We start from the raw sequence: 24,668 nt of genomic DNA, 5'->3' as shown, positions 1-24,668 counted from the left end.
CATTTAGACTGAAGACGTGAGCAGATGGGAACCGGGCGCGCGCCGAAGGCTCGAGAAGGCGGCCTTCGAGCTCTTTGCCGAGCAAGGCTTTGCGGCGACGACGGTTCCCGAGATCACGGCGCGGGCTGGGCTCAGTACGCGCACTTTTCACCGGTACTTCGCCGATAAGCGCGAGGTGGTCTTCGGGGGAGAGGACGTACCGGCGGAAGCTGCCCAGATGTTGGCGGATGCTGCGCCAGACGACGAACCGCTCGATTTGATTATGACGAGCCTCCGCACGTTCGCCGAGACGCGCTTCGAGGGGCGTCGCGACGAACTCCGGATGCGGCGTGAGATCGTAAGTTCAGACCCTGGCCTGCGGGAGCGTGACCTGCAGAAGCGTGAGACGGTGGGCAAAGTCGTGCATGACGCCCTGATTGCGCGCGGTGTCTCCGCAACGCAAGCTGCGCTGCTGGCCGAAACCAGCGTGACGCTGCTCTATGTCTCGGTGCAGGAGTGGCTCGCTCGCGACGACGAAACGCCTCTCGCCGACATCATTGCGGACGCCCTGAACACTCTCCGCTCGACGCTGGCGTAATCACGACTGCTGCAGGCACGAGCCGCGCCGCAGGAATATCATCGCGCGAGATGATGATCCCTTCGCCGTGCTCGGCATCCCGCACCTGGCAGAAGATGCATAGCTGCTTCTCCTATAGCAATTACGGGCACGACCAGTGGCCCCACGCTGATGCCGTCGATGCGGCCCAAGGGGTCGCAGGTTCAAATCTTGTGAGCCAGGCCGAAAGGTCACGCTGAAAACGATGGGCAACCTGGTCTCAAGAGCACTGATGATCGTGAGACCTGTGAGGCGCTATTTGCCGCAATGAATGTCAGGAAAGCTTCGCGTTCGTGACGTCGAAAAGATCGTTTCGTAGGGCATCAGAGCGAGGCCTACCTGGAAGGTCGATGTCGAGGGAAGGACTGCTTTCCCTGAAATTCGTGATCGGCATGAAAATTGTCACGATCACGATTCTCGAGGGAAGCGGTCGCCCCTGACGTAGTGCGAACGCACGTGGGCAACGCACGTCCTATCACGACGGCTTGTTACCCCTGTTCGTGGGCTATCTGCCGTTACGCGTTGTCTCGGACAATTGATCTCGTGACGCGTTGAGTTGAAGAACGCTTCGGCGCGTACTCGTCGGCAGATACGAAAGAGTTGTGAATGGGATACGCAGTCGTCGATTTCGAGACCACTGGGATTCTCCCTTCGTACCACCATCGAGTAATCGAAATCGGAGTCGTGCACGTTGAGTCAGACGGCACGGTGTCCGGGCGGTGGGAGACCGTCGTTAACCCGCAGCGTGATCTTGGGTCACAGAGCATTCACGGCATCCGAGCTTCTGATGTTCTTGATGCGCCGGACTTCGCAGACATCGTTCCGGAGCTTGCGGGACTCCTGCAAGGTCGTGTGTTCGTCGCCCATAACGTGAACTTCGACCTGCGGTTTTTGCAGGCCGAGTTTGAGCGCGCGGGGTATCTGCTGCACCCACAGATACCCTCGCTCTGCACGATGCGGCTTGCCCACAGTTTTGGCCTCGGTGGTTCCGCCTCGCTTGCGGCCGCCTGTGAGTCGTTTGGGATACCTCTTGGAAGCGCTCACCGCGCGGGGGATGATGCATTTGCGGCCGCTCAACTTCTCGCGGTGTACCGCAGAGAAAGTGCCATGTGGCCGGATTGGAACCAGTTCTGGGCAGATTGGGAACGGAGCGGCGGCGCGTATTCCTATCCGATGCTTCCCACGAAAGGTGTGCTCTGGCAACAACGTAAGGGTCCTGTCGAGCCGCAATCCAGTTTCTTGAATCGTCTCTCCGCCAGGCTCGACCGTGACGTCGAGCCTGGCGCGGAATCTGAATATCTTGCCCTGCTCGATCGATGCCTGTTGGATCGTTCGATTTCGGTCAGCGAGGCTGGGATGTTGGTCGCTCTCGCCGACGAGATCGGCCTAGACCGCCGAGCAGCCGAGGTGTTGCACGTTGGCTATGTCGACGACTTGGTCAGTGCCGCGTGGATGGACGGAATCGTCACAGAAGCCGAGCGACGAGAGCTTGAGAAGGTGGCTCGGGCTCTTGAGATTCCGGTGGAAGCCGTTGCCGATGCGCTTGCCACTCCTCCGGCAGCAGTTGCTACTCCGATGACGGCGCCATTGCCGGCGATGGAGGCGTTCGCACTTTGCCCGGAAGACATGGTTGTGCTTACCGGAGAGATGAGTAGGCCCCGATCTGAGTGGAGCGCGATCATCGAGTCTCGAGGCTTCAAGACCCATCCAAACGTGACGAAGAAGGTGTCTCTCGTCGCTGCCGCTGACCCTGATTCGCTGTCAGGCAAAGCGAAGAAAGCGCGCGAGTACAGCATCCCGATCGTGGACGAAGCTGGACTCGCCCGTTTAGTCGGACTGTGACCGAGCGAGGAGCATCGCATGTTCGTCATCGACGTTTTCCCGAGCGCGTGGCAAATGCGTCGAGCGCGTCAATAATGTCATCGGCGACCCAGATGCGATTGCGGCGCTTCGAGGTGGCTTCGCGAATCACTCCGCGTTCAGCCATCGAGTCGAGAGCACGATAGATATTCACTGGCGCTGATCCGGTCTCGGCGATGACCGACTTCACATTTACAACGGGCTGCCGGAACAACAGGCCGGAAATTCGGTGCGCTACGGAGTCGGAACGGATTCCTGAGAGCAAGTCGTTGTATCGCGCGGTGATCTCGTTGATGTCGTTCGCGAGACGCCGACCATTCCAGATGCCGCGTGTGGTGGCTTGCAAGAATGCGCGGATAATCGGCTCGATGTCACCTTCTCGGAACGCGGTGAGCGCAGCAAAGTACCCGTCAGTGTCTGCCAGCAGGCCAGCGGACACAGGCACGGTGACATGCTGCGTGACGCCCTGAGAACGAAACATCGCTTGCACCAGGGCGCGGCCGGTGCGTCCATTCCCATCGAGAAACGGGTGGATCGTCTCGAATTGAGCATGTGCGAGAGCAATGTGAGGGATCGCCTGGACATCAGCACGCCGAGCAAATCGGACTAGGTCAGCCATCGCCGCTTGAACACGTTTCGCCTGGGGCGGAACAAACAAGGCGCGGTGCGGACTCTGTGGGCCGCCACCGATCCAGACTTGTTGACGACGATAGGCTCCGGTCAGTTCGGGCGCGGTGTCATCAAGCAAGGTCCGGTGCATGGTGATGATTGTGTCGTGAGAGATGTCGTCGGCTAAGGACAGGGCTGCGCGCATCGCGTGCACATTTGCAACAACAAGCGCCGCGTTGCCGCGCTGCCTCTCGCCGATTTCGGCCTCGGCAACCGCTTGAGCAGACGCAGAAAGCTTCTCGATCTCTGACGACGATGCTGACTCCGAGCGCAGTAATAACGACGAGAACGGCGCTACGACCGATCCGAAGTCGGCGTCGAAACGCGACATCATCGATTCGACTTCGCTTGCCTCCGCCGAAATATCGGATTCTACGCTCACAGGGAGATGGGCGACCTCGGGCGTGACCGAAGCCTCGTATGGTGTGTGGATTAATGCCCACTCGCGTCGCGACACCTGGGCGCGTTCGACTGACGATTTCCACGCCAGGGTTTCCTTGGCAATCGGCGGCCACGCTGCTGATCCTGCCATTGCGGCTTCCTCTCCGATGTGTCGATAGCATCCCTCGTTATTTATCTTTAGTCTACTAAAGATAAATAGCAACACCCGGTAGTTATCTTTAACAAGGTTGTGAAGCCGGGGTCGCTGGATCACCTGACAAGCGTCGGTTACGCCTGCCTGTGGCTCTATGCCAACTGTTGATACCGCGGATCAGAGCCAGCGGTACTCGTACTCCGGACGGCCCGGCGTGCCATGGCGGGGCTGTTTGCGGGCCTGCTTCGTCTCCGCGAGGTACTCGAGGTAGCGACGCACCGTCACCCGCGAGAGGGAGAGGCGCTCGCCGACCTCCGTCGCCGAGAGCGCGGCGTCGGATTCACGCAACAGCGTAGAGACAGCGGCGAGCGTCTCTTCAAGCAGCCCCTTCGGCAGACGGCTCTGCGACACCGAACGCAGCGCACTCAGGGCATTGTCCACCGATGCTTGCGTGGCCAACGCCCCGGTGTCGGTCAGGTTCAGCCGGAAGGCACGCTGGTTCTCGAGCTTCTCGCGGAACGCCGCGAAAGTGAACGGCTTGATCAGATACTGCGTCACCCCGGTGGAGATCGCCGACCTGACTACCTGCAAGTCGCGCACCGCCGTGATCGCGATGATGTCCGCCCCATGCCCGCGCTGATGCATGCGATAGGCGACGTCGAGGCCGTGCGAGTCGGTGAGGTTCATGTCGAGAAGCACGATGTCGACGGGGGAGTCGGATGCTGCCGCAGCATCCATTCGAGACATCGCATCGTTGCCCGTCAGCACAACACTGTCGACCGCGAAGCCAGGCACGCGTCGAACGTAGTCCGCGTGCGCCTCCGCCGTGAGCGGGTCGTCGTCGACGATGAGCACCCGCAGGTCGCGGTCACGCGCCATCGGTGCCTCCTTCGCCCGCCGCGGCGCCGCTGTCGCGCGACGCCAGGGGAAGTGTAACCGTGAAGATCGCGCCGCCGTCAGATTCCACATCGAGGGTGCCGCCGAGCCTCGTCACGGCCTGCCGCACGAGAACGAGGCCATACCCGCGGCCGCCCGACCGTGGCGGCGCCGCCTTGCTCGACTCGCCGAGGTGGAAGATCGCGTCGATCTCACCCGTATCGACGCCGGGACCCGAGTCCGCGATCGTGATGATGAGCTCACCGTCGGCTGCAGCAAAGTCGGCCCACACATGCCGCGCGTCAGAACTCGCGGCAGCGTCGAACGCGTTGTCGAGCAGGTTGCCCGTGACGGTGACGAGATCGCGGGCGTCGAGCGACCCGGGCGGAAGCTCGCCCGCTGCCGTGATCGTCAGCTCGATGCCACGCTCGTGCGCCTGCGCGGCCTTACCGATCATGAGCGCCGTGATGAACGGCTCATCGAGCGACTGCACGAACGTGTCGGTCAGTCGCTGCGACTCCTGCTGGTCGTGCACCGCGAAGTCGAGCGCCTCACGCTCGCGCCCCAGCTCAATGAGCGTCGCGACCGTGTGCAGCCGGTTCGCGTGCTCGTGCGTCTGCGCGCGCAGCGCCTCAGACAGCGTCGTCATCGATTCGAGCTCGCCCGTGAGCTCCTGAATATCGGTGCGGTCACGCAGCGTCGCGACCGTGCCTCGGCTACCTTCGCGAATGCGCGTGCCGCCGACCGGCTGCGTCGCCTGCTTCTGATTGACGACCAGAACACGGTCTCGTGTGAGATGGATTTCGTCATCAGCATCCCGCCCCGAGGCGAAAAGCGAGCGAACGGATGCTGGCAGGCTCAGCTCCGACACCGCAATCGGGTCGTGCTCACCGCCGCTCGGCAGCCCGAGAAGCTCGGCGGCCTGGTCGTTGTAGAGCACGAGACGGCCGTTGGTGTCGACGAGCACGAGGCCTTCGCGCAGAGAGTGCAGCGCCGAATCGTAGAACGCGAAGAGGCTCCGCAGCTGCTCGGGCCCGTAGCCCAGGGTGACGCGGCGCAGGTAGCGGCTCACGATCCACGAGCCGATGCCCCCGAGCGCGATCGCCGCGAGAGCCACGATGATGATCTGCGGCAGCGCGGCCGCCTGAGCGACGGAGATCGTCTCGAGCGTCACGCCGACAGAGACCATCGCCGTGACCTCGCCCGTGTCGCCGAAGATTGGCACGATCGCGCGCACCGACGGCCCGAGGGTGCCGACGTATTCTTCCACCTGACTCTCGCCGTCGAGCGCGGTCTGGATGCTGCCGATATACGGCTTTCCCAGCTGATCGGGATCCGGATGTGTGTAGCGCGTGCGGTCGCGGTCCATGATCGTGATGAAGTCGACCTTCGCCGTCGACATGACGGTGAGCGCATAGGGTTGCAGCTGATCCGAGGGCTGCGCCGTCTGCACGGCATTCGTCACGAACGGATCGTTCGCGAGGGTCTGCGCGATGCTCAAGACCCGGTTGGCCGTGGCCTCGCGCATGTCGGCGCGCGTCGAGAAATAACTCGTGAGACTGAGCGTCGCGCACACGACGACGATCAGCACCAGCTGCGCGACGAACAGCGTGCGCGCCAGGGAGCGCCGGCGACGCGGAGCACGCGGTGCGCGGTCAGCGCGGCTCGAGCTCATGCGCAGATCTCCTTTTTCACGCACATTAGCCTCGCACGTCGAGAACACTATGAACGCAACCGCGACAGCATCCGTGCCCGGTACCAGCATGGTGACGCAGGACAACCGCTACCAGACTTAGGAGTCGGCATGGCAATGACGCCACAACCCCGCACATCGGGCGCGTCTTCGAACGCTTCGCCTCAGCGCAAGAAGGATCGCACCCACTGGCTCTACATCATGGTGATCGTCGCCGTGGTGCTTGGCGCCGCGATCGGCCTCATTTTTCCCGAGGCCGGCGTCGCGCTGAAACCCCTCGGAACCGCGTTTGTCGCGCTGATCAAGATGATCATCGCGCCCGTGATCTTCTGCACGATCGTGCTCGGCGTTGGCTCTGTCGCCCGCGCGGCGACGGTCGGCAAGGTCGGCGGGCTCGCCATGCTGTACTTCTTGGTCATGGCGACGTTCGCGCTCGTCATCGGTCTTGTCGTCGGCAACATCGTGCATCCGGGAAGCGGCCTGCACCTCGAGCCGTACAAGGAGGCCGCGGGCGGCGAGTCGAACGCGACCGTCGACTTCTTGATGAGCCTCATTCCCGGCGACATTCCGGTGCTTCCCACGCTCGTGCTTGCCCTGCTCGTGGGCTTCGCGCTGCAGTCGATGGGCAAGGCCGGAGAACCCGTTGTGAACGGCATCCGTCACATTCAGGCTGTGGTCTTCAAGCTCATGATGATGATCATGTGGGCCGCTCCCGTCGGGGCTTTCGGTGCGATCGCCGCCGTCGTCGGCAACACCGGCTGGGCCGCGATCGGGTCGATGGCGATTCTGATGGGCGCGTTCTACCTCACGTGCGCGCTGTTCATCGTGGTCGTGCTTGGCGGCATCCTGAAACTCGTGACGGGCCTGAACATCTTCATGCTCATGAAGTACCTGGCCCGCGAGTACCTGCTGATCTTCTCGACGTCGTCGTCGGAGTCGGCGCTGCCGCGGCTCATCGCGAAGATGGAGCATGCGGGCGTTTCGAAGCCGGTCGTCGGCATCACGGTGCCGACCGGGTACTCGTTCAACCTCGACGGGACCGCGATTTACCTCACCATGGCGTCGCTGTTCGTCTCGACGGCCATGGGCATGCCGATGAACCTCGGAGAGCAGGTGTCGCTGCTGGTGTTCATGATCATCGCGTCGAAGGGTGCTGCTGGAGTCACGGGTGCCGGGCTCGCGACGCTCGCCGCCGGGCTGCAGGCGCACCGGCCCGAACTGCTCGAGGGCATGGGCGTGATCGTCGGCATCGACAAGTTCATGTCGGAGTGCCGCGCGCTCACCAACTTCACGGGCAACGCCGTCGCGACGCTGCTCATCGGGCGCTGGACGCACGAGATCGACATGCAGCAGGCGCGTGCTGCGCTCTCGGGCACGAGCCCGTTCGACGAGCTTGCGCTTGAGCCCGATGCACATACGAGTACCGCTCCGAAGTCTGGGGAACCAGAACCCGAGAAGGAACTCGAGGCCGCTCGCTGAGGCAGTCAGCGCGACCCGCGGGTGTGAGCTACCGTCTCTGGCGGGCGCTCGCACCCGCCGTTGCGTGAAGGCTAGGCTCTGGCGCGGCGCACGAGCCACGTTGCGAGAGCGACTCCCACGAGCGCGGCGCAGGCGAACACCGCGAACGAGAGCCACCACGTACCGAGAACAGGTGCGAACGTCGCGATGATCGCCGCAAGGATGAGCGCGAGCACGACCACGACGCCGATGAGGATCGCCTGCATGGTCCGCGGCTTCTCACCGCGCATGATCGCCGTGGTCGGAAGGGTCTCGGGGCGGCGCTCCGGGGCGTGCTGGTGCTCGAACCAGTCGGGAGCAGCCTTTGTGTCGGCGCGGGGTGTGATGATGATCGAGTCGGTGACGACCGGCGGCGCGAGTGGGTCCACGACGACAACGGCGAGCGACTCGAGCTCTGACCGCAGGCGCTGAAACTCGGCGTCGTACTGGTCGTCGGTCTCGAGAATCACGTCTTGCTGGCCCGCGAGCGTGATGAGCGTGCTCGAGTCGTACACCGTCCACGCCGCGCGAATGTCGTCGTAGCGCTGGGCGTACTCCCACGCGTGCACGTCGCTCAGCTTCTCAGCCGTGATCGAGAACGCGAAGTCGTCGTTCACCCGCCACACAGAGCGCTCGCCGTCGTGCTCGACGTGCTGCCCGAGCTCGGTCGCGAGGTCGTCAAGCCGCGATTGCACGTAGCTGACGAGCTGCTCGTGCTCGCCCGAAATGAAGAACAGGGCCTGGTACGGAGACTCACTCACGGTCTTTATCGTGGCAATGATCGGCCGGTTCGACAAGCTGAGGCGCGCATGAGCGTCGCAGGAGAGGGTCGAAACGGATGCTGTCAGGCCAGCCCGTGCTCGCGCAGCGCCGCTCCCATGCGCGTGATCGCCTCGCGCATGATGGGGAGCGGCGTTGCGAAGATGAACCGCGCGCCACCCACGCCAGCGGCGCCGCATCCTGCTCCGTCGGTAACACCGACACGCGCGTTCTCGGCGAAGAACTCGCCGGGGGAGTCGATGCCGAGCGCTGTGAAGTCGAGCCACGCGACGTAGGTGCCCTCGGGGCGATGCATCGTCACCCCGGGCAGGTGCTCGGCGACGAGATCGAGCAGCTCGGCACGGTTGCCGTCGAGGTAGCTCACGACGTCGTCGAGCCACGGGCCACCCTCGGTGTACGCCGCGATCGTTGCCGCAGCGCCCATGGTCGAGGCACCGTGCGAGATCCAGTCCGCGTCGTCGAAACGGGCGCGATCGGCGTCACCCGAGACGATGAGCTGCGCGCATTTGAGGCCCGGAAGGTTCCACCCCTTGGCGGCGGACGTCGCCGTGACCGTGTGTTGTGCGGCAGCATCCGACACCGTTGCATATGACACGTGCGTCGCACCCGGAAGCACGAGAGGTGCCCAGATCTCGTCGGCGAACACGCGTCCACCCGCCTCGCCCACGACGGAGCTCACCGCGGCAAGCTCGTCGCGACTGAACACGCGCCCGAGCGGGTTGAAGGGCTGGCAGAGCAGCAGAATCTCGCCTCCGGCGGCGAACGCGGCACGCAAGGCATCGAGGTCAAAGCGCCAGGTGCCGTCGTCGTCGATCATCGGCACTTCGATGACCTCGCGCCCGAGCCGCGGGGGCAGAAACAGGAACGGCATGTACGACGGCGTCGGAACGATGACCTTGCCCTGCGGGCTCATGAGACGCGTGAGCGTGAGCTCGAGCGCGCGCAGCACGTCGGGAACGGCGATCACGTGGTCGGCCGAGACCGGGTAGCCGCGCGAGGCGAGCGCGGATGCTGTCGCCGCCTTGACGTCCCGCAGCATCGATTCGGGCAGGTAGCCGAAGACCTCGGCGTCGACCGCGTCACGCAGCGCGGACTTGACGGGGTCGGCCACCCCGAAGTCCATCTCGGCAATGAACGCGCCGATGTCGATGCCGGGAGCGATCCACTTTGTCGCGCCCGTTCGCCTCAGATCGTCGATGGTCAGCGCGTCGATGCGTTCGGCGAATGTCACGCAAGCCTCCGTTGCTATTTGAAGATGATCGTGCGGGCGCCGTCGAGCAGCACGCGCTTTTCTGCGAACCACTTCACCGCCTGCGTGAGCGTGCGGCTCTCTTCGTCTTGCCCGATCGCGACGAGCTGCTTGGGCGACTGCGTGTGGTCGACGCGCACGACGTTCTGCTCGATGATCGGACCCTCGTCGAGATCGCTCGTGACGAAGTGCGCGGTGGCGCCGATGAGCTTGACGCCGCGTGCGTGCGCCTGGCGGTACGGGTTGGCGCCCTTGAATCCAGGGAGAAAGGAATGGTGGATGTTGATGGCGCGACCCTCGAGCGCGGCGCACAGCTCGGGCGAGAGGATCTGCATGTAGCGGGCGAGCACGACGAGCTCGATGTCGTACTCGTCGACGGCGTCGAGAACGCGCTGCTCGAACGCAGCCTTCGTGTCGGCGTCGACCACCGGCTGTGACTCGAAGGGAACGCCGTAGAACTCCGCGAGCGAGCCGAGGTCGGGGTGGTTCGCGAGAATGAGCGGAACGTCAATGGGCAGGTGCCCCGCGCGCTGGCGGAACAGCAGGTCATTGACGCAGTGCGCCGCCGTCGACGCGAGCATGAGCGTGCGCACCGGGCGCCCCACGGTGTCGACGTTCCACGTCATGCCGAACTTCTCGGCCACGGGGGCCAGCGCCGTCTCGAACTCGTCGCGAGACGCCGACGACTGCACCTGCAGGCGCATGAAGAACCGGTCGGTGTCGACGCTCGCGAATTGCTGGCTTTCGCTGATGTTGCCGCGCGCGGCCACGATCGCACCGCTCACGTCGTGCACGATTCCAGGTTGATCGGGGCACACGAACGTGAGAACCCAGTGGTTCGGGTCGTTCGTGCTCTCAGCAGAGGGAACGGGTGCGGAAGTCACTCCTCAAGAGTAGCCATTCTGGCCACCCGTGAGGGCGACCGGCGCACGCGGGCGGGGAGGGGTCAGGATGCTGACGCTGACGCAGCCGCGGGAAGGAGGCGCTCCTTGTTGTTCGAACGGCAGAGAAAGTCGCGCACGGTGTCACGGCTGCGGGTGAGGCAGCTGATGCGCGACTCGATCGCCGCGAGTTCGTCGGCCAGCTCGTCGGCGACATCGACAGAGCATTCGACGACCTCTTGTCTCGAGCACACGTCTGCGGCATCGAGCACGAGCTTCGTCAGGCGCGTGGAGAGACCGGACTGCACGAGACCGCGCACCTGAATCGCGCGCTCGACGTCTCGCTCCGCGTATGAGCGGTATCCGTTGGCTGAGCGCATCGGGGCAATGAGCCCCTGCTGTTCGTAGTAGCGCAGCATCCGTGTCGGTATGCCCGTGCGCTCCGAAAGCTCGCCGATCTTCACCGTGTCTCCCTTGGTGCCGGGTCCCTCAGCATCGGAGGGAGATTCGTGCTTGACATTGACATTAGTGTCAAAGTTTACGCTCAAGCCATGCCTGAAACAACTACCTCCGTCACCTCGGTACCGAGCGACGTACAGTCGGGCACGTCGTTCCCCTACCTCGCGACCGGTGTGCTGTCACTCGTGCTGGCACTCACTGTCGCCGCGGAGTCGCTGCCCGCGGCGATCATGCCGCAGATGGCTGCCACGCTCGGCGCCGACAATCTGCAAATCGGTCTTCTGTTGTCGGCGTGGGCCGTCACGGTGATCCTCGCCAGCATCCCGCTTGCTCGTCTGACCCGTCGCATCGACCGTCGCCTCGTCGTGTCCGGGTCGCTTGCCGTCTTCGCCCTGGGAAGCCTTGGAACGGCGCTCGCGCCGACGTATGAGATCGCCCTCGTGACCCGCGTAGTCACGGCAGCGGCACACGGTCTGCTGTGGTCCGTCGTGATCGTGTACGCGACGGCGATTCTCGATTCACGGCATCTCGGGCGCGGGCTCGCGATCGTCACGGGAGGCGTCACGGTTGCGCTCGCACTCGGGCTTCCGGCCGGGGCGGCGATCGCGCTCGTGGGGGACTGGTGCTTCGCATTTCTCGGGGTCGGTGTGCTCGTCGGCATCCTGTCGTTCGTCGTGGCGCGCTTTCTGCCGCGCGTTGCCTCCGAGGCTTCCGTGCCCGCACAGAGCGAGCCGGACGCGGAGCCCGCGAAAGGTGACGCGTCGCGTGCCCCGGTCGCCGCGCTGCTCGCCGCGGCACTGGTCTTCGCGTTCGGGCACTTCACGCTCTTCGCCTACATCACGCCCTACCTGACCGACGCGGCGCACTTCGACGCGGGCTGGACGGGGCCGCTGCTCGCGCTCTTCGGGGCGGCGGGATTCGTCGGCATCCTCGTGAGCGGACTGACGGTGGATCGCTGGCCCTCGATCGCGCTGCCCGTCACCTTCGCCAGCATGGCCGTGGCCACCGTGGCGCTTGCTGTCGCGCCGGCCGTTCCCGCTCTCGTCGTCGCCGGCGTCTTCGTCTGGGGTGTGGCGATGGGAGCAATGTCGCCGCTCGTGCAGACCGCCGTCATGCGCACGGCGTCACCGCAGCTGCGCGCCACCGCGAGCGCGGCGCTGGTCGTGTCGTTCAACAGCGGAATCGCCGCGGGGTCGTGGGTGGGCGGCGTGGTCGAGAGCACGGCGGGCACGCCCGCGAATGCCGCCCTCACGGCCGTGGCCTCGACAGCATCCGTCGTTCTCGTTCTGCTCGCGCAGAAGCTCGCCTCACGCGCACGCGCGTGAACGAAAACGAGCGGGCGCCGACGGCTGATGCCGCAGCGCCCGCTCGTGTTCACGGATGCATCACTCGTCGTCGTGCTCTTCGGGATGCCGCATGAGGTGAACGATCGAGACGGCCATGCCGCCCCACACCGTGACGATCGCGACGAGCATCATGATGATGGCGGATGCGCTCATGGCCTGTCCTTTCCGTTGCGCGCCGAGCGTCTCGTTGCTGCGGCAGGCTCATCGGGTGCGTTCGCGGCGGCGAACTCGCCCGTCTCTGCGTCGTGACGCGCGATTTCCTTCGCGTCGATCTCGGGGTCGAGAATCGGCGCTGAGACCGGCTCGCCGTCGATGTCGGGATCGTGAAGCGCTGACTTCGACGACCACGGCAGTTTCGACAGCAGGTACGCGACAACGACGAGCGCGATCGCCATGCCCCAGCCAAACACGCCGACGAACCACGCGGGCATGTCGCCGTAGCCTTCGCTGATCATCGTCTGCAGCGAGTCGATGAGAATGTAGCCGAGAATGATCGGCGTGATTCCGCCGACGAACATCATCCACGTGCGGCCCATGCGAATCGACGACGTCTTGTTCAGGTGATCGCGCAGCTTCGGCAGTGCCGTGAAGCCCGCCGTGAGGAAGATCACGACGACCAGGGCGACCGCGACGATTCCGAAGCTGTTCACGAATGCGTCGGTCACGTCGAGCAGGTTGAGACCCGTCGTCGTGGGGAATAGCAGAATCGAGATGATCGCCATGGGAATGCCGACCCAGAGCGTCGCACTGACGCGCCCGAGGCCCAGCTTGTCCTTGATCGCCGAGATGACGACTTCGAGGATGCTGACCATCGACGTGAAGCCGGCGAAGACGAGCGAGGCGAAGAACAGCACGCCGAGCAAAGCGCCCGCCGGAGCCTGCGAGATGATCGTCGGGAATCCGATGAACGCCAGACCGATACCGGATGCTGCAACCTCGTCGACCGCCTGGCCGTTCTGAGTTGCGATGAACCCGAGAGCGGCGAAGACGCCGATTCCGGCGAGGATCTCAAACCCGCTGTTCGAGAACCCGACGACGAAACCGCTGCCGGTGAGGTCGGTCTTCTTCTTGAGATACGACGCGTACGTGAGCATGATGCCGAACGCCACCGAGAGCGAGAAGAAGATCTGCCCGTACGCCGCGATCCAGATTCCGCTGTCGGCCATGCGGCTCCAGTCGGGCGTGAACAGTGCGTTGAGCCCTTCGAAGGCACCCGGGAGGAACAGCGACTGCACGACAAGGATGATGAACATCACGAAGAGCAGCGGAATGAAGATCATCGCCGAGCGGGCGATGCCCTTCTGGACGCCGAATGCGAGAATCGCGATGGCCGCGACCCACACGAGAATGAGCGGAATCAGCACGCCGGGAACGAAGTTGAACTGCACGTTCACCTCGTCGGCGACCTGCAGGTATTCGCCCATCAAGAAGCCCGCCGGGTCGTCCCCCCACGCCTTCGTGACAGAGAACCAGGTGTAGCAGGCGGCCCACGCGATGATGACGGCGTAGTACACGGCGATGACGAAGCAGATCAGCACCTGCCACCAGCCGAACATCTCGGCCTTCTTGTGCAGACGCCGGAACGCCATGGGCGGTGAACCGCGGAACTTGTGACCGATGGCGTAGTCGAGAAACAGCAGCGGGATTCCCGCCGTGACCAGCGCGATCAGGTACGGCACAATGAAGGCGCCGCCGCCGTTGTCATACGCGACGTAGGGGAAGCGCCAGATGTTGCCCAGCCCGACGGCGGATCCGATCGCCGCGAAGATGAAGGCGTTGCGCCCCGAGAACGTCTCGCGCGTTCTGAGGCCCACGGCCGATGATTTAGCTTTCACTTTCCACCTCGTTGTTCGAGTGATGTAGTGCACCCATCATGCCGTGATTCTCGGCAGAAACACAGCTTTCCATGCTGCGCCTCGCCGGTGGGTCGCGAAAATCGGGCTGTGCCGTAGAATATGTGGCGGTTCACGCATTCTCGTCGAGCCCTGGGCGCGCACATGGGCGCGAAGTCGAACTCGGTGGCGCAGGTCTTCCCCGCCCGAGTGAACGCCGTTGTTGGATTCTTCCGATGACTACCTCCCCAATTCCTGTTGCTCCGCGTTCTGCGAGCATCCCCACCGACCGCCGGCCGTTTCCGTGGCTCGGGCTCATTCTGCTCTCGGCAGGCGTCTTTCTCGCGATTACGAGCGAGGTCACGCCCACGGGGCTCCTGCCCGAGATGAGTTCTGCGCTCAGCGTCACCGAGGGTCAGATCGGCCTACTCGTGTCGATCTTCGCATTCACTGTCGTGATCACGAGCGCACCGCTGACCGCGCTCACCGTACGGTTGCCGCGCAAGCCGCTCATCGTTGCCGTGCTCGTTGTGCTCGGCATCGCCAACCTCGCCACGGGACTTGCGCCCACCTACGCGCTCGTGGTTGTCGCGCGCATTGTCGGCGGCCTCGCGCATGGCCTGTTCTGGTCGCTCGTTCCGGCGTATGCCGCGCGCATCGTCTCGCGCGAGAACCTCAGCCGCGCCGTGTCGCTCACGCTTGCGGGCGGCACGCTCGCGCTCGTGCTCGGCGTTCCGCTCGCGACAGCACTCGGGCATGCTGTGGGCTGGCGCTGGGCGTTCGTCGCCATCTCGGCCGGCCTCATTCTGGGGGCGATTGCGGTTCTGCTCTGGCTCGCTCCCGTTGCCCGCGAGAAGCACGAGGCACAGGATGCTGGCGCCACGAAGCGCCGCGATTCCACTGTCGTTCCGGTGCTCGTGATCTGCGTCACCGTCGCGATCATCATGATCGGCAACTACGCCTTCTACACGTATGTCACGCCGTTTCTGCTCGACCCCGTCGGTGTGCCCTCCGAGTACATCAGCATTGCGCTGTTCGTCTACGGCGGCGCCGGAGCGATCGGTCTCGTTCTGACAGGAACGGTGTTCGCCCGCCGCACGCGGCTCGGCATTGTGATCGGGCTCGCCGGAGTCGCAGCATCCGTTCTGGCTCTCGCATTCACGGTCGGTGGCTTTTGGGGATCGATGGTCGCGCTCGCCGTGTGGGGGCTGGCATTCGGCATGGTGCCGCCGCTGTTGCAGACAAGGATGCTGCAGACGGCGAGCGAGCGCTTTCGTGACACGGCGAGTGCGATCTACACGACGGCCTTCAACGTGGGCATCAGCGGGGGAGCGTTCCTCGGCGCGATGCTGCTGCCGTGGCTGGGCATTCAGTCGCTGCCGCTGGTCAATGCGGCGCTCACGGTTGTGGGTCTCGTGATTGTGCTGGCTGTCGTGCTGCGGAGCCGCCGCCGGGTTGTCACGTAAGTGAGTTGCAGAAAGTGGTCATTCAGCGATGCTCCTGGGCCAGCCATTTCGTGCAACTCACTTCTCCTTCAGGCTCCGCTGACCAGATCCTCGGAACGCATAGCGCGACTGGGCGGGTCGATGGATGCGGCTGCAGAAGATCCAGGTGAAGCCACGGCAGGATCTTCAAGATAGGTCAAGAGAAGCCTCGACGTTCCCGGGACCGCGCTACCGGACGCCACGTACTCGATCGACACGGTGTCGCCCAGAGCAACTTCGACCGGAAGCGGGTCCTCGAATTCCCACGCCAGCGTCCCCTCGTCGCTGATCTCTGCCGTCCATACGAACGGCGACGCGTCGCCGTTCGTCAGAGTAATTTGCACCGGCGCGTTGTTGGTCCCCGCAAATGTGAGTGATGTGATGTCCACAGCGGTGGCCTCGTCGCAGGCAATTTCTTCAGTAGCGGGATCCAAGCTGCAGTGCGCAGTGCCTCCGACGCCCGTGATGGCTGGAGACGCCGTTACGACGAACTCGACGGGAGCCGACGCCGGAGATGATCTTTCACCAAGCGTTGTCGTCGCCGTCAGTGAGTAGGCACCGGGGTTGTATCTGAGGGGCTCCGTCACCCATGCTCCTTGCCCGTCGGCAGTGACGACGAGGGGTTCGATAGACGCAGCTGTCGGCGCCATCATGAGACTCGCCGATTCTCCGGTCGACTGCGTCGTCGGCTCTTCGCCCGCCGACGTGATTGCGAGCGTCACCGTACTGCCGGGAGCCGCTGTTCCTGACACCACGGGGTACGAGGTACCGCCGCCGTTGTCGTACGCGATGTCTGAGGGAGCGGCCAGCGGTGTCTCCCCGGGAGGGGGATTTACCGTGTCATCGTCGGAGTCGTCCGGCTTCGATGGAGGAGCCGCGTCGTCCACGTCGTCGGACGGAGGTTCGTCCACCGGCGGCGCCGCGACCGGCGGGTCTTGCGCAGGAGGCTCAGCAGCAGGAGGGCTGTCGGCAGGCGGCGCGTCGTCGGCCGGCGGGACGCTGTCTTCAGGTGGAAGCTTCTCGTCGGGAAGCACAAGCTCCGCGCCATCATCGGGGTCCCCGACGGCTGGCGGCTGCCCCGCAGCCTGCGGTGGCGACGTCTGCGCGTCGCCGTCAACCGGCGACAGCGTGGGAATGAAGATGACGGCCGCCGCTACCGCTGCCGCCAGCACGCCGGCAATCACCGTTCCGCCGACCGCGAGGGCTCCCGCAGAAAGGCCGGTACTCGTCGTCCCTGCTCCGCCCGCGCTGCCGCTTGCTCCTCCTCCGCTCGCGCCACCACTGCCACCGGACGCGGCTCCTGCGCCGGCCGCGCCAGCCGGTGCGCCGACGCTCGCGGCGAGTCCTGCGGGCATCGCCATGACCGCAGCATCCTGCCCCGATTGCAGCCACGCGAGATACGAACTCGCCCCCGTCGCACCGATCGCGAGCGGCAGCAGGACAAGTGCGATTCTCGAGCCAACTGCCTTCGCCTCGGCAACGACGATCGTGCACCGTGCGCACTCGTCGAGGTGCTCCTCGAACCGCACGGTGTCGCGCTTGCCGAGAGCCGATCGTGCGTACGAACCCATTCGCTCCAGCGTCCAGCGGCACTCCGACCCCTCAACGGCCGAGTTGATGTGAGCCTGAATCCAGGCCTGCCGCAGACCTTCGCGCGCACGATAGGTGAGCGCTGCGACGCTGTTCGTCTTCATGCCGAGCAACGGTCCGATCTCGGCGGGCGTCATCTGCTCGACCTCTGAGTACCACAGCACCTCCTGCCAGCGGGAGGGCAGACTGCGGAAGGCTTTGGCGGTCAGCCCGCGATCGAGTGCCGCCTCGGTCTCAGCCTCGCTGGTTGCCGGGTCTTCGAACGATTCGAGCCTGTCGAGCGAGGTCTCGCGTCGCTTGCGCCCCCACTCGGCCGCGGTGTTGCGCAGTGTCGTGAAGAGGTACGGCCGAAATGCTCCTTTGGGGCCGCCGCCCTTGCGCACTGCCGTGAACACGCGCACGAACGCCTCTTGCACGAGGTCGTCGTGGTCGAGGCTCGACGTGATCGACCGCGCAACCGTGAGACCAGCCGCCGAATGCCGCCGCCACAGCTCCGCGTACGCGCTCTCGTCGCCGTCGCGCGTGCGCTCAATCAGACGGGAGTCCGACGGCTCAGCGGCGTTGGCACCAAACATAGAGTGATTCTCTCAGCGATCGAAGGGGCGAAGCAGGAGCTGCTCCCTTAAGAGATGCGGTCAGCGGCGAATTATGACGCCGTCGGCCATTGTCGGCCAGCGGCGGGAAAATATCCAGAAAGAATATTTGCGAACCCGCGTCATAATCTCGCGATACTGCCCTCTCTCAGAGTGAAGGACGTCGCACGCACGACACAGGAGTGGGCGCGACGGACGCCATCGTCCCTAGCGGTGGCCCGGAAGCTCGTCACGAGCAGCCGGATACCTGATGGGAAACCCGAGCCCCATCAGGGATCCGACTTCGGGAGCACGCCAGCGAGGTCGGATGCGGTGGGACGCGGCACGGCAATGGGGGTCGCCGCGTCTCACCGCACTGGATTTCGGGGCGTCAACAGCGCGATCGGCGGAAATATTCCTCTCTGGGCATCTGCAGAGTTACTCTCGATTTTCTCGGAAGTGCGCGTAGTGGACTCTGTAGAATAAGGAGAAACCGCCGCCGACATTTCGGAGACGCGCATGGCAGTGCTCTTGACCGCATTCTTGGTGCTGTCAATTGTCACGCCGAATCTCACGCGATGGCTCTCGACCCGGGTGTTCTTCGTGATCGCCCTGGTTCCGCTGGCGGCATTTGTTCTCACACTGCTGCAGACGCCGACGATTCTCGACGGGCACGAAGCCCTCGAATCGTATGCATGGATTCCCTCGCTCGGCGTAGAGCTGTCATTCCGCGTCGATGCCCTGGCCTGGCTGCTCTCTCTCGTGGTCACGGGAGTCGGCGCGCTCGTTCTGCTGTATTGCGCACACTACTTCTCGACAGACGAACCGGGGCTCGGACGCTTCGCGGGCCTCATGCTCGCGTTCGCAGGCACCATGTACGGGCTCGTGATCACCGACGACATCGTCGTGCTGTTCATGTTCTGGGAGATCACGAGCGTTCTGTCGTATCTGCTCATCGGGCACTACACGGGCCGCAAAGAATCACGCGGTGCAGCGCTGCAGGCTCTGCTGGTCACGACATTCGGCGGGCTCATCATGCTCGTCGGAGTCGTGATGATGGTCGTCGCCAACGGCACGACATCGATCGCCGCCATGGTCGCCCAGCCGCAAGAGGGCCCGGCCGTCGCGACAGCCGTCATTCTGATTCTCATCGGCGCGCTGTCGAAGTCGGCGATCGTGCCGTTCCACTTCTGGCTGCCCGCCGCGATGGCCGCTCCGACCCCCGTGAGTGCGTACCTGCACGCCGCCGCGATGGTCAAAGCGGGCATCTACCTCGTCGGCCGATTCGCGCCAGGCTATGCAGATTCACCGGGGTGGATGCCGACACTCATCGTTCTCGGGCTCGCGGCCATGCTCGTCGGGGCATGGCGCTCTCTGCGGCAGTACGACCTCAAGCTCGTTCTCGCATACGGCACCGTGAGTCAACTGGGCTTCTTGATCGTGATCGCCGGATTCGGCACTCATGATGCCGCCCTCGCCGCGGTGGCGCTTCTGCTCGCGCACGCGTTGTACAAGGCGACGCTCTTTCTCGTGGTCGGCATCATCGACCATCGCACGGGAACACGCGACTGGCGAAAGCTCTCAGACCTCGGCAGGCGTGCGCCCGTGCTCATGAGCGTCTCGGCCGTTGCGTGCCTCTCAATGGCGGGCGTTCCACTGTTATTCGGCTTCGTCGCCAAAGAGGCCGTGTTCACGTCGTTCATCGACGCGGGGCTCGCGGGAAGTGACTGGGGCTGGGTCGCCCTCGTCGGAACCGCGGTCGGCTCTGCGCTCACCGTCGCGTACACGGCGCGCTTCTTCTGGGGTGCATTCGCCCGCCGCGAGAATTGCGCGCCGACTCCGCTCACACACAGCAGCCGCGGACTCATGGTGTCGCCGGTCATTCTCACCGTCGCGACGATCGTGTTCGGCGTCGCCCCCGGCCTGATCGACGCACCGCTCGGCGTCTACGCGGCGAGCTTCGCGGGCCCCGGGTCGGCACATCTCGCCCTGTGGCACGGCCTGCAGCCCGCGCTCGCCGTCTCGGCCGGAGTGCTCATCGTCGGTCTCGCCTTGTTCGCCGTGCGAACCGCCGTGGCGCGCCTGCAAGACCTCGTGCCCGACTGGATAGAAGCGTCGCGCGGCTACTGGTCCGTGCTGAGCGTCGTCGACCGCTTCGCCGCCCGCACGACGATCTTCGCCCAGCGCGGTGGTCTCTCGCAGTACCTCGCCACGATCCTCGTCGTGTTCGTGGCCGGCGTCGTGTTCACGCTGTCGATGAACCGAACGTGGCCCGACAGCATCCGCCTCTTCGACTACCCCGCGCAGCCGGTTATCGGCCTCATCATGATCGTCGCCGCGATCCTGGCCGCCCTGGTCGAACAGCGCATGACCGCCGTGTTGCTGGTCGGCATCACGGGCTACGGTCTCGTTGCGCTCTTCGCACTGCACGGCGCACCCGACCTCGCGATCACGCAGGGGCTCGTCGAGATGGCGACGATTGTGATCTTCGTGCTCGTGCTGCGGCGGCTGCCCGTCAAGATCGCGCAGCACAACAAGCCTGTGCAGAAGAAACGGCGGATGCTGATCGGCGCTCTCGTCGGCCTCACAATGGGAATCGTCGGCGTCGTCGCGCTTGCCGCGCGTCAAGCTCAGACGATCGCCGTCGACCTTCCGGAGCTCGCCGTGACCGAGGGGCACGGCCGCAACATCGTCAACGTGATGCTCGTCGACATTCGCGCGTGGGACACGATGGGCGAGATCTCCGTGCTCGTTGTCGTGGCGACGGGAGTCGCGAGCCTGCTGTTCGTGTCGGGGCGCATGGGAGCGATGCCGCGCATCGCAGGTGCTCGCGCCATGCGCCGCTCGGCGCGTCGCCGCCAAGTCGTGCACGACCCGCTCGCGCCGGCTCACGGCGAGACCGAGACGCGGCACACGTGGATCTTCGCCGGTCGCACCCTGTCGCTGCGGCACCGTTCGATTCTGCTCGAGGTCGTCGTGCGGCTGCTGTTCCACCCCGCGATCATCGTGTCGATCTACCTGCTGTTCGTCGGACACAACCAGCCAGGCGGCGGATTCGCGGGGGGCCTTCTCGCGGGGCTCGCGCTCATTGCTCGCTATCTCGCTGGCGGCCGCTTCGAGCTCGCGGAGGCCGTCACCGTCGACGCGGGCAAGATTCTCGGCGCCGGCATCCTGCTCGCTGTGGGTACCGCTGTCGGTTCGCTGTTCTTCGGCGCCGACGCCCTCACCTCGGCGTACCTCGAGGCCGACGTGGCGGTGCTCGGGCACCTCTCGATCGGCACATCGACGATCTTCGACATCGGCGTCTACCTCGTGGTCGTCGGGCTCATCCTCGACATTCTGCGCAGCCTCGGCGGCGAGGTCGATCGGCAGCTCGATGACGCCGAGGTCAGCGTCGGCTCTCGAGGAGGTTCGGCATGACAGCATCCCTCACCCTCGTGATCATCATGGCCGTGCTGTACGCAGCCGGCGTCTACGTCATGCTCGAGCGCAGCCTCACGCGCGTGCTCATCGGGTTTCTGCTCGTGGGCAACGCCACGAACATTCTCATCTTCATCATGAGCGGGCCGAGCGGGTCGGCGCCGATCGTGAGCGATTCGACGGCGGATGCTCCCATGGTTGACGCGCTGCCTCAGGTGCTCATGCTCACGGCCATCGTGATCAACTTCGGCATCACGGCATTTCTGCTCGCGCTCATCTACCGGTCGTGGTGGCTCGCGAGGCTCGGCGATCGCGGAGACACCGTGCCCGACGAGCACGCGTCAGACACCGAACAGACCACAGAGGCCACGTTCGACGCCGTCGACGTCGACGATCAGGCCATTCAAGACCTGCTCGACGCGAGCGACGAGCACGTCGACGACGACTCCGACACGACGAGAGGGGACCGATGATCGCCTCTCTTCTGCCGCTCGTCGTCGCCATTCCGCTGCTTGGCGCGGCCGTCACACTCGCGCTCGGGCGCCGCACGCGACTTCAGGTGATCGTGAGCACGCTGAGCCTCGTGCTCGTGACGGTGCTGAGCCTCGCCCTGATGTTCGACGTCGACACGAACGGCACCGCCGTCGTGCACATCGGCGGGTGGGATGCTCCGTGGGGGATTGTGCTCGTCGCCGACCGGCTGTCGGCCATCATGCTCCTGATCTCGTCGCTCATGCTGCTCGGCGTTCTCATCTTCTCGATCGGTCAGGGCATCGTCGATCAGAACGACGAGGAGACGCCGGTCTCGATCTTCCACCCGACCTACCTCGTGCTGGCCGCTGGCGTGTTCGACGCGTTCGTCGCGGGCGACCTGTTCAACCTCTACGTCGCCTTCGAGATGCTGCTCTCGGCGAGCTACGTGCTGCTCACGCTCGGAGGCACGGGTGCGCGCATCCGAGCGGGAGTGACGTACATCGTCGTCAGCCTCGTATCGTCGATCATCTTTCTCGCCGCCATCGCGCTCATCTATGGCGCGACAGGAACCGTGACGATCGCGCTCATCTCCGAGCGCATCCGCGACCTGCCGATGGACATCCAGATGATCCTGTGCGTCGCACTGCTTATGGCGTTCTGCATCAAGGCGGCCGTGTTCCCACTGTCGTTCTGGCTTCCCGACTCGTACCCGACCGCGCCCGCGCCGGTCACCGCTGTGTTCGCCGGGTTGCTCACTAAGGTGGGCGTCTACGCGATCATCCGCACCGACAACGTGCTCTTCGTCGACGTTCCGCTGAGAGTGCCGCTCATGATCGTCGCGTTCTTCACGCTGCTCATCGGCATTCTCGGCGCTCTCGCGCAAGCCGACATCAAGCGGCTGCTGTCGTTCACGCTCGTGAGCCACATCGGGTACATGATCTTCGGCATCGCCATCGGGGGAGTCCATGCGCTCTCGGCGACGATCTACTACATCGTGCACCACATTGCCGTGCAGACCACGCTGTTTCTCGCCGCGGGGCTCGTGGAGCGCGTGGGCGGGTCGACATCGATCTCTCGGCTCGGCGGCGTACTGAAAGCATCCCCCATGGTGGCTGTACTGTTCTTCATCGGCGCCATGAACCTGGGCGGCATCCCACCGTTCTCGGGATTTCTCGGCAAGCTCGCGCTGTTCCAAGCCGGTCTTGAGCAGGCGGATTGGCTCATCTACGTGCTCGTCGCCGCGGGCGCCGCCACGTCGCTGCTCACGCTGTACGCCCTTGTTCGCGTGTGGAACATGGGGTTCTGGCGCAGCCGCAACGAGGTGAGGGGCTACTCGTCTCCGCTACTCGCATCGCTGAGCGAGAGCCCCGACGACTCCGGCAGCGTCATGACCAAGAGCATCTCGAAGCTCATGCTCGGCGCGACGACGGGGCTCGTCGCCGTGACCGTCGCGCTCACGCTGCTCGCCGGGCCGCTGTTCGGCTACACCGACAGGGCCGCAGACAACCTGAGCGACCCCGGCAACTACGTGAGCGCCGTCTTCGGGGGAGGTGAGCGATGAGCAGCGAACCAGAGGTGAAGCCGCGCGAGGAGCGATCGTCGCCCGGAGGGCTCATCATTCTCAGCGTGGGACTCGTGGTGATCTGGATGCTGCTGTGGGGGCAGTTCACCTGGCTGTCGCTCATCACGGGCGTGATTCTCGCCCTCGGCGTCTCGATCGTGTTCTACCTGCCCGCCGTGCAGATGAGCATCCGTGTGAACCCCTGGTACACGTTCGTATTCTTCGCGCGTCTGCTGTGGGACATCGTGCGCGCGTCGGTCGGCATCGCGTGGCTCGTGATGCGCCCGACGTACGTGCCCTCGAACGCGATCACGGCGGTGCCGCTGCGCACTCGCTCCGACCTGATTATGACGTGGACGGCCGAGGCGATCTCGATCGTTCCCGGCTCGATTGTTCTCGACGTCGATCGCGAAGACTCGGTTCTCTACGTGCATGTCATCAACGTGCGCACGCTCGCCGAGGTGGAGGCGTTCGAAGACGAAGTGCTGCGCACCGAGAAGCGCATCGCGCTCGCGCTGGGAACGAAGGCCGACATCGATCGCGTGCGCGCTGGCTCGGCAGCATCCGTCACCATCGACAGAGGTGAGGAGCAGTGACCGTCATGAACGTGCTCATCGGAGTGGCGATCGTGCTCTTCGCCGCGGGTGCCCTCGCGTCGCTGTACCGGCTGATCGCGGGGCCGACGCTGCTCGACCGGGTTGTGGCCAGTGATGTGCTGCTGGTCACGGTCATGTGCGGACTCGGGGCCGAGATGGCGATCAACCACCACACGACGACGCTTCCGCTGCTGCTCGTGCTCGCGGCGTTCGCGTTCATCGGGTCGGTGAGCGTTGCGAAGTTCATGGGACGAAAGGACGACACATGACCGGCGAAGTCCGTGACTGGATCACGATGGTTCTCGTGCTCGTCGCTGCCGTGATGTGCCTCGCGGCGGGCATCGGCCTGCTGCGCATGCCCGACGTTCTGACGCGACTGCACGCGGCGACGAAGCCGCAGATTCTCGGTCTCATCGCGATGATGGCCGACATCGCGCTCAACACCCCCGCGGTTGTCACGATCACGATGGCGATCGCGATCATCTTCTTCCAGGGACTCACGGCGCCGATCTCGGCGCACATGGTCGGTCGGGCGGGGTACCGCGCGGGCAGCGTTCACCGCGAATCGCTGCTGCGCGACGACCTGGCGCGGCGCATCGAGCAGGCAGAGCGCACGCAGAAACACTGAACCGCATGCGCTAAATTCGGAAATTCTCCGAGGGGGCTCGATGAGAGCCGCGAGATTCCGGGCCTCGCGCG

The 24,668-nt window shown here is 64.7% G+C and carries 21 protein-coding genes; 11 read left to right on the top strand and 10 right to left on the bottom strand.

Annotated elements, in window-relative coordinates; all coding sequences use genetic code 11:
- Positions 1-16: 16 nt before the first annotated feature.
- Positions 17-577 carry a TetR family transcriptional regulator gene (locus tag ATJ78_RS14990; protein ID WP_098408977.1) on the top strand — a complete coding sequence of 187 codons (561 nt, stop codon included), beginning with the start codon at positions 17-19 and terminating at the stop codon, positions 575-577.
- Between the two features lie 624 nt (positions 578-1,201).
- Positions 1,202-2,437 carry an exonuclease domain-containing protein gene (locus ATJ78_RS14985; RefSeq protein WP_098408976.1) on the top strand — a complete coding sequence of 412 codons (1,236 nt, stop codon included), beginning with the start codon at positions 1,202-1,204 and terminating at the stop codon, positions 2,435-2,437.
- A 25-nt stretch (positions 2,438-2,462) separates the two neighbouring features.
- Here ATJ78_RS14985 and ATJ78_RS14980 read toward each other — a convergent pair whose 3' ends face one another.
- The 3 genes from ATJ78_RS14980 to ATJ78_RS14970 are packed head-to-tail and all read right to left on the bottom strand — an operon-like array spanning position 2,463 to position 6,210.
- Positions 2,463-3,779 (bottom strand): Fic family protein, encoded by a 1,317-nt coding sequence (locus ATJ78_RS14980; RefSeq protein ID WP_245836347.1) that lies wholly within the window; start codon positions 3,777-3,779, stop codon positions 2,463-2,465.
- A 57-nt stretch (positions 3,780-3,836) separates the two neighbouring features.
- Positions 3,837-4,538 (bottom strand): response regulator, encoded by a 702-nt coding sequence (locus ATJ78_RS14975; RefSeq protein ID WP_098408974.1) that lies wholly within the window; start codon positions 4,536-4,538, stop codon positions 3,837-3,839.
- A complete protein-coding gene (locus tag ATJ78_RS14970; protein ID WP_098408973.1) occupies positions 4,528-6,210 on the bottom strand; it encodes an ATP-binding protein in 1,683 nt (560 codons plus the stop codon). Before ATJ78_RS14970 ends, ATJ78_RS14975 begins: the two co-directional genes overlap by 11 nt.
- Before the next feature lie 129 nt (positions 6,211-6,339).
- Here ATJ78_RS14970 and ATJ78_RS14965 point away from each other — a divergent pair, with 129 nt between their 5' ends.
- Positions 6,340-7,707 carry a cation:dicarboxylate symporter family transporter gene (locus ATJ78_RS14965; RefSeq protein WP_098408972.1) on the top strand — a complete coding sequence of 456 codons (1,368 nt, stop codon included), beginning with the start codon at positions 6,340-6,342 and terminating at the stop codon, positions 7,705-7,707.
- A 71-nt stretch (positions 7,708-7,778) separates the two neighbouring features.
- Here ATJ78_RS14965 and ATJ78_RS14960 read toward each other — a convergent pair whose 3' ends face one another.
- The 4 genes from ATJ78_RS14960 to ATJ78_RS14945 form a co-directional block, all read right to left on the bottom strand.
- Positions 7,779-8,486 carry a hypothetical protein gene (locus tag ATJ78_RS14960; RefSeq protein ID WP_098408971.1) on the bottom strand — a complete coding sequence of 236 codons (708 nt, stop codon included), beginning with the start codon at positions 8,484-8,486 and terminating at the stop codon, positions 7,779-7,781.
- 83 nt (positions 8,487-8,569) lie between these two features.
- A complete protein-coding gene (locus ATJ78_RS14955) occupies positions 8,570-9,736 on the bottom strand; it encodes a MalY/PatB family protein (RefSeq protein WP_098408970.1) in 1,167 nt (388 codons plus the stop codon).
- 14 nt (positions 9,737-9,750) lie between these two features.
- Positions 9,751-10,638 carry a formyltetrahydrofolate deformylase gene (gene purU / locus ATJ78_RS14950; protein WP_098408969.1) on the bottom strand — a complete coding sequence of 296 codons (888 nt, stop codon included), beginning with the start codon at positions 10,636-10,638 and terminating at the stop codon, positions 9,751-9,753.
- A gap of 62 nt (positions 10,639-10,700) precedes the next feature.
- Positions 10,701-11,099, bottom strand: a complete 399-nt coding sequence (locus ATJ78_RS14945; RefSeq protein WP_098408968.1) for a MerR family DNA-binding transcriptional regulator — start codon at positions 11,097-11,099, stop codon at positions 10,701-10,703.
- Between the two features lie 87 nt (positions 11,100-11,186).
- Here ATJ78_RS14945 and ATJ78_RS14940 point away from each other — a divergent pair, with 87 nt between their 5' ends.
- Positions 11,187-12,419: an MFS transporter gene (locus ATJ78_RS14940; RefSeq protein WP_098408967.1), complete on the top strand. Its 1,233-nt coding sequence runs from the start codon at positions 11,187-11,189 to the stop codon at positions 12,417-12,419.
- 60 nt (positions 12,420-12,479) lie between these two features.
- Here ATJ78_RS14940 and ATJ78_RS14935 read toward each other — a convergent pair whose 3' ends face one another.
- Both ATJ78_RS14935 and ATJ78_RS14930 read right to left on the bottom strand, forming a co-directional pair.
- Positions 12,480-12,593: a methionine/alanine import family NSS transporter small subunit gene (locus tag ATJ78_RS14935; RefSeq protein ID WP_098408966.1), complete on the bottom strand. Its 114-nt coding sequence runs from the start codon at positions 12,591-12,593 to the stop codon at positions 12,480-12,482.
- A complete protein-coding gene (locus tag ATJ78_RS14930; RefSeq protein ID WP_098408965.1) occupies positions 12,590-14,275 on the bottom strand; it encodes a sodium-dependent transporter in 1,686 nt (561 codons plus the stop codon). Before ATJ78_RS14930 ends, ATJ78_RS14935 begins: the two co-directional genes overlap by 4 nt.
- Before the next feature lie 233 nt (positions 14,276-14,508).
- On the opposite strand from ATJ78_RS14930, the gene ATJ78_RS14925 reads away from it, so the two are divergent.
- Positions 14,509-15,738 (top strand): MFS transporter, encoded by a 1,230-nt coding sequence (locus ATJ78_RS14925; RefSeq protein WP_169923477.1) that lies wholly within the window; start codon positions 14,509-14,511, stop codon positions 15,736-15,738.
- 68 nt (positions 15,739-15,806) lie between these two features.
- Here the strand turns inward: ATJ78_RS14925 and ATJ78_RS16205 are convergent, their stop codons facing one another.
- Positions 15,807-17,921, bottom strand: coding sequence for a sigma-70 family RNA polymerase sigma factor (locus ATJ78_RS16205; RefSeq protein ID WP_098408963.1), 2,115 nt, complete (start codon positions 17,919-17,921; stop codon positions 15,807-15,809).
- Between the two features lie 516 nt (positions 17,922-18,437).
- Here ATJ78_RS16205 and ATJ78_RS14915 point away from each other — a divergent pair.
- From ATJ78_RS14915 to mnhG, 6 genes are read left to right on the top strand one after another with little or no spacing between them, the layout of a single operon-like run.
- Complete coding sequence (locus ATJ78_RS14915; protein WP_098408962.1) at positions 18,438-21,338, top strand: Na+/H+ antiporter subunit A; 2,901 nt, start codon at positions 18,438-18,440, stop codon at positions 21,336-21,338.
- Positions 21,335-21,811, top strand: a complete 477-nt coding sequence (locus tag ATJ78_RS14910; RefSeq protein WP_098408961.1) for a sodium:proton antiporter — start codon at positions 21,335-21,337, stop codon at positions 21,809-21,811. The genes ATJ78_RS14915 and ATJ78_RS14910 overlap by 4 nt, the downstream gene beginning before the upstream one ends.
- Complete coding sequence (locus tag ATJ78_RS14905; protein ID WP_098408960.1) at positions 21,808-23,373, top strand: Na+/H+ antiporter subunit D; 1,566 nt, start codon at positions 21,808-21,810, stop codon at positions 23,371-23,373. Before ATJ78_RS14910 ends, ATJ78_RS14905 begins: the two co-directional genes overlap by 4 nt.
- On the top strand, positions 23,370-23,969 hold the full coding sequence (locus ATJ78_RS14900; protein WP_098408959.1) for a Na+/H+ antiporter subunit E: 600 nt from the start codon (positions 23,370-23,372) through the stop codon (positions 23,967-23,969). Before ATJ78_RS14905 ends, ATJ78_RS14900 begins: the two co-directional genes overlap by 4 nt.
- A 5-nt stretch (positions 23,970-23,974) precedes the next feature.
- A complete protein-coding gene (locus ATJ78_RS14895; protein WP_098409425.1) occupies positions 23,975-24,238 on the top strand; it encodes an MrpF/PhaF family protein in 264 nt (87 codons plus the stop codon).
- Positions 24,235-24,597 (top strand): monovalent cation/H(+) antiporter subunit G, encoded by a 363-nt coding sequence (mnhG, locus tag ATJ78_RS14890; RefSeq protein ID WP_098408958.1) that lies wholly within the window; start codon positions 24,235-24,237, stop codon positions 24,595-24,597. The genes ATJ78_RS14895 and mnhG overlap by 4 nt, the downstream gene beginning before the upstream one ends.
- The last annotated feature ends 71 nt before the right edge of the window (positions 24,598-24,668 follow it).

This window comes from Paramicrobacterium agarici (assembly GCF_002563955.1).
GTDB lineage: Bacteria > Actinomycetota > Actinomycetes > Actinomycetales > Microbacteriaceae > Paramicrobacterium > Paramicrobacterium agarici.
Note: the sequence above shows the minus strand (reverse complement) of the source record. Positions and strands in the feature narration are given on the sequence as shown.

Bases quoted from the DNA above. Each gene is read 5' to 3' on its own strand.
- ATJ78_RS14985 (WP_098408976.1), top strand. From the start codon at position 1,202: ATGGGATACGCAGTCGTCGATTTCGAGACCACTGGGATTCTCCCTTCG.
- ATJ78_RS14975 (WP_098408974.1), bottom strand. From the start codon at position 4,538: ATGGCGCGTGACCGCGACCTGCGGGTGCTCATCGTCGACGACGACCCG.
- ATJ78_RS14970 (WP_098408973.1), bottom strand. From the start codon at position 6,210: ATGAGCTCGAGCCGCGCTGACCGCGCACCGCGTGCTCCGCGTCGCCGG.
- ATJ78_RS14965 (WP_098408972.1), top strand. From the start codon at position 6,340: ATGGCAATGACGCCACAACCCCGCACATCGGGCGCGTCTTCGAACGCT.
- ATJ78_RS14940 (WP_098408967.1), top strand. From the start codon at position 11,187: ATGCCTGAAACAACTACCTCCGTCACCTCGGTACCGAGCGACGTACAG.
- ATJ78_RS14935 (WP_098408966.1), bottom strand. From the start codon at position 12,593: ATGAGCGCATCCGCCATCATCATGATGCTCGTCGCGATCGTCACGGTG.
- ATJ78_RS14925 (WP_169923477.1), top strand. From the start codon at position 14,509: ATGACTACCTCCCCAATTCCTGTTGCTCCGCGTTCTGCGAGCATCCCC.
- ATJ78_RS16205 (WP_098408963.1), bottom strand. From the start codon at position 17,921: ATGTTTGGTGCCAACGCCGCTGAGCCGTCGGACTCCCGTCTGATTGAG.
- ATJ78_RS14915 (WP_098408962.1), top strand. From the start codon at position 18,438: ATGGCAGTGCTCTTGACCGCATTCTTGGTGCTGTCAATTGTCACGCCG.
- ATJ78_RS14910 (WP_098408961.1), top strand. From the start codon at position 21,335: ATGACAGCATCCCTCACCCTCGTGATCATCATGGCCGTGCTGTACGCA.
- ATJ78_RS14905 (WP_098408960.1), top strand. From the start codon at position 21,808: ATGATCGCCTCTCTTCTGCCGCTCGTCGTCGCCATTCCGCTGCTTGGC.
- ATJ78_RS14900 (WP_098408959.1), top strand. From the start codon at position 23,370: ATGAGCAGCGAACCAGAGGTGAAGCCGCGCGAGGAGCGATCGTCGCCC.
- ATJ78_RS14895 (WP_098409425.1), top strand. From the start codon at position 23,975: ATGAACGTGCTCATCGGAGTGGCGATCGTGCTCTTCGCCGCGGGTGCC.
- mnhG (WP_098408958.1), top strand. From the start codon at position 24,235: ATGACCGGCGAAGTCCGTGACTGGATCACGATGGTTCTCGTGCTCGTC.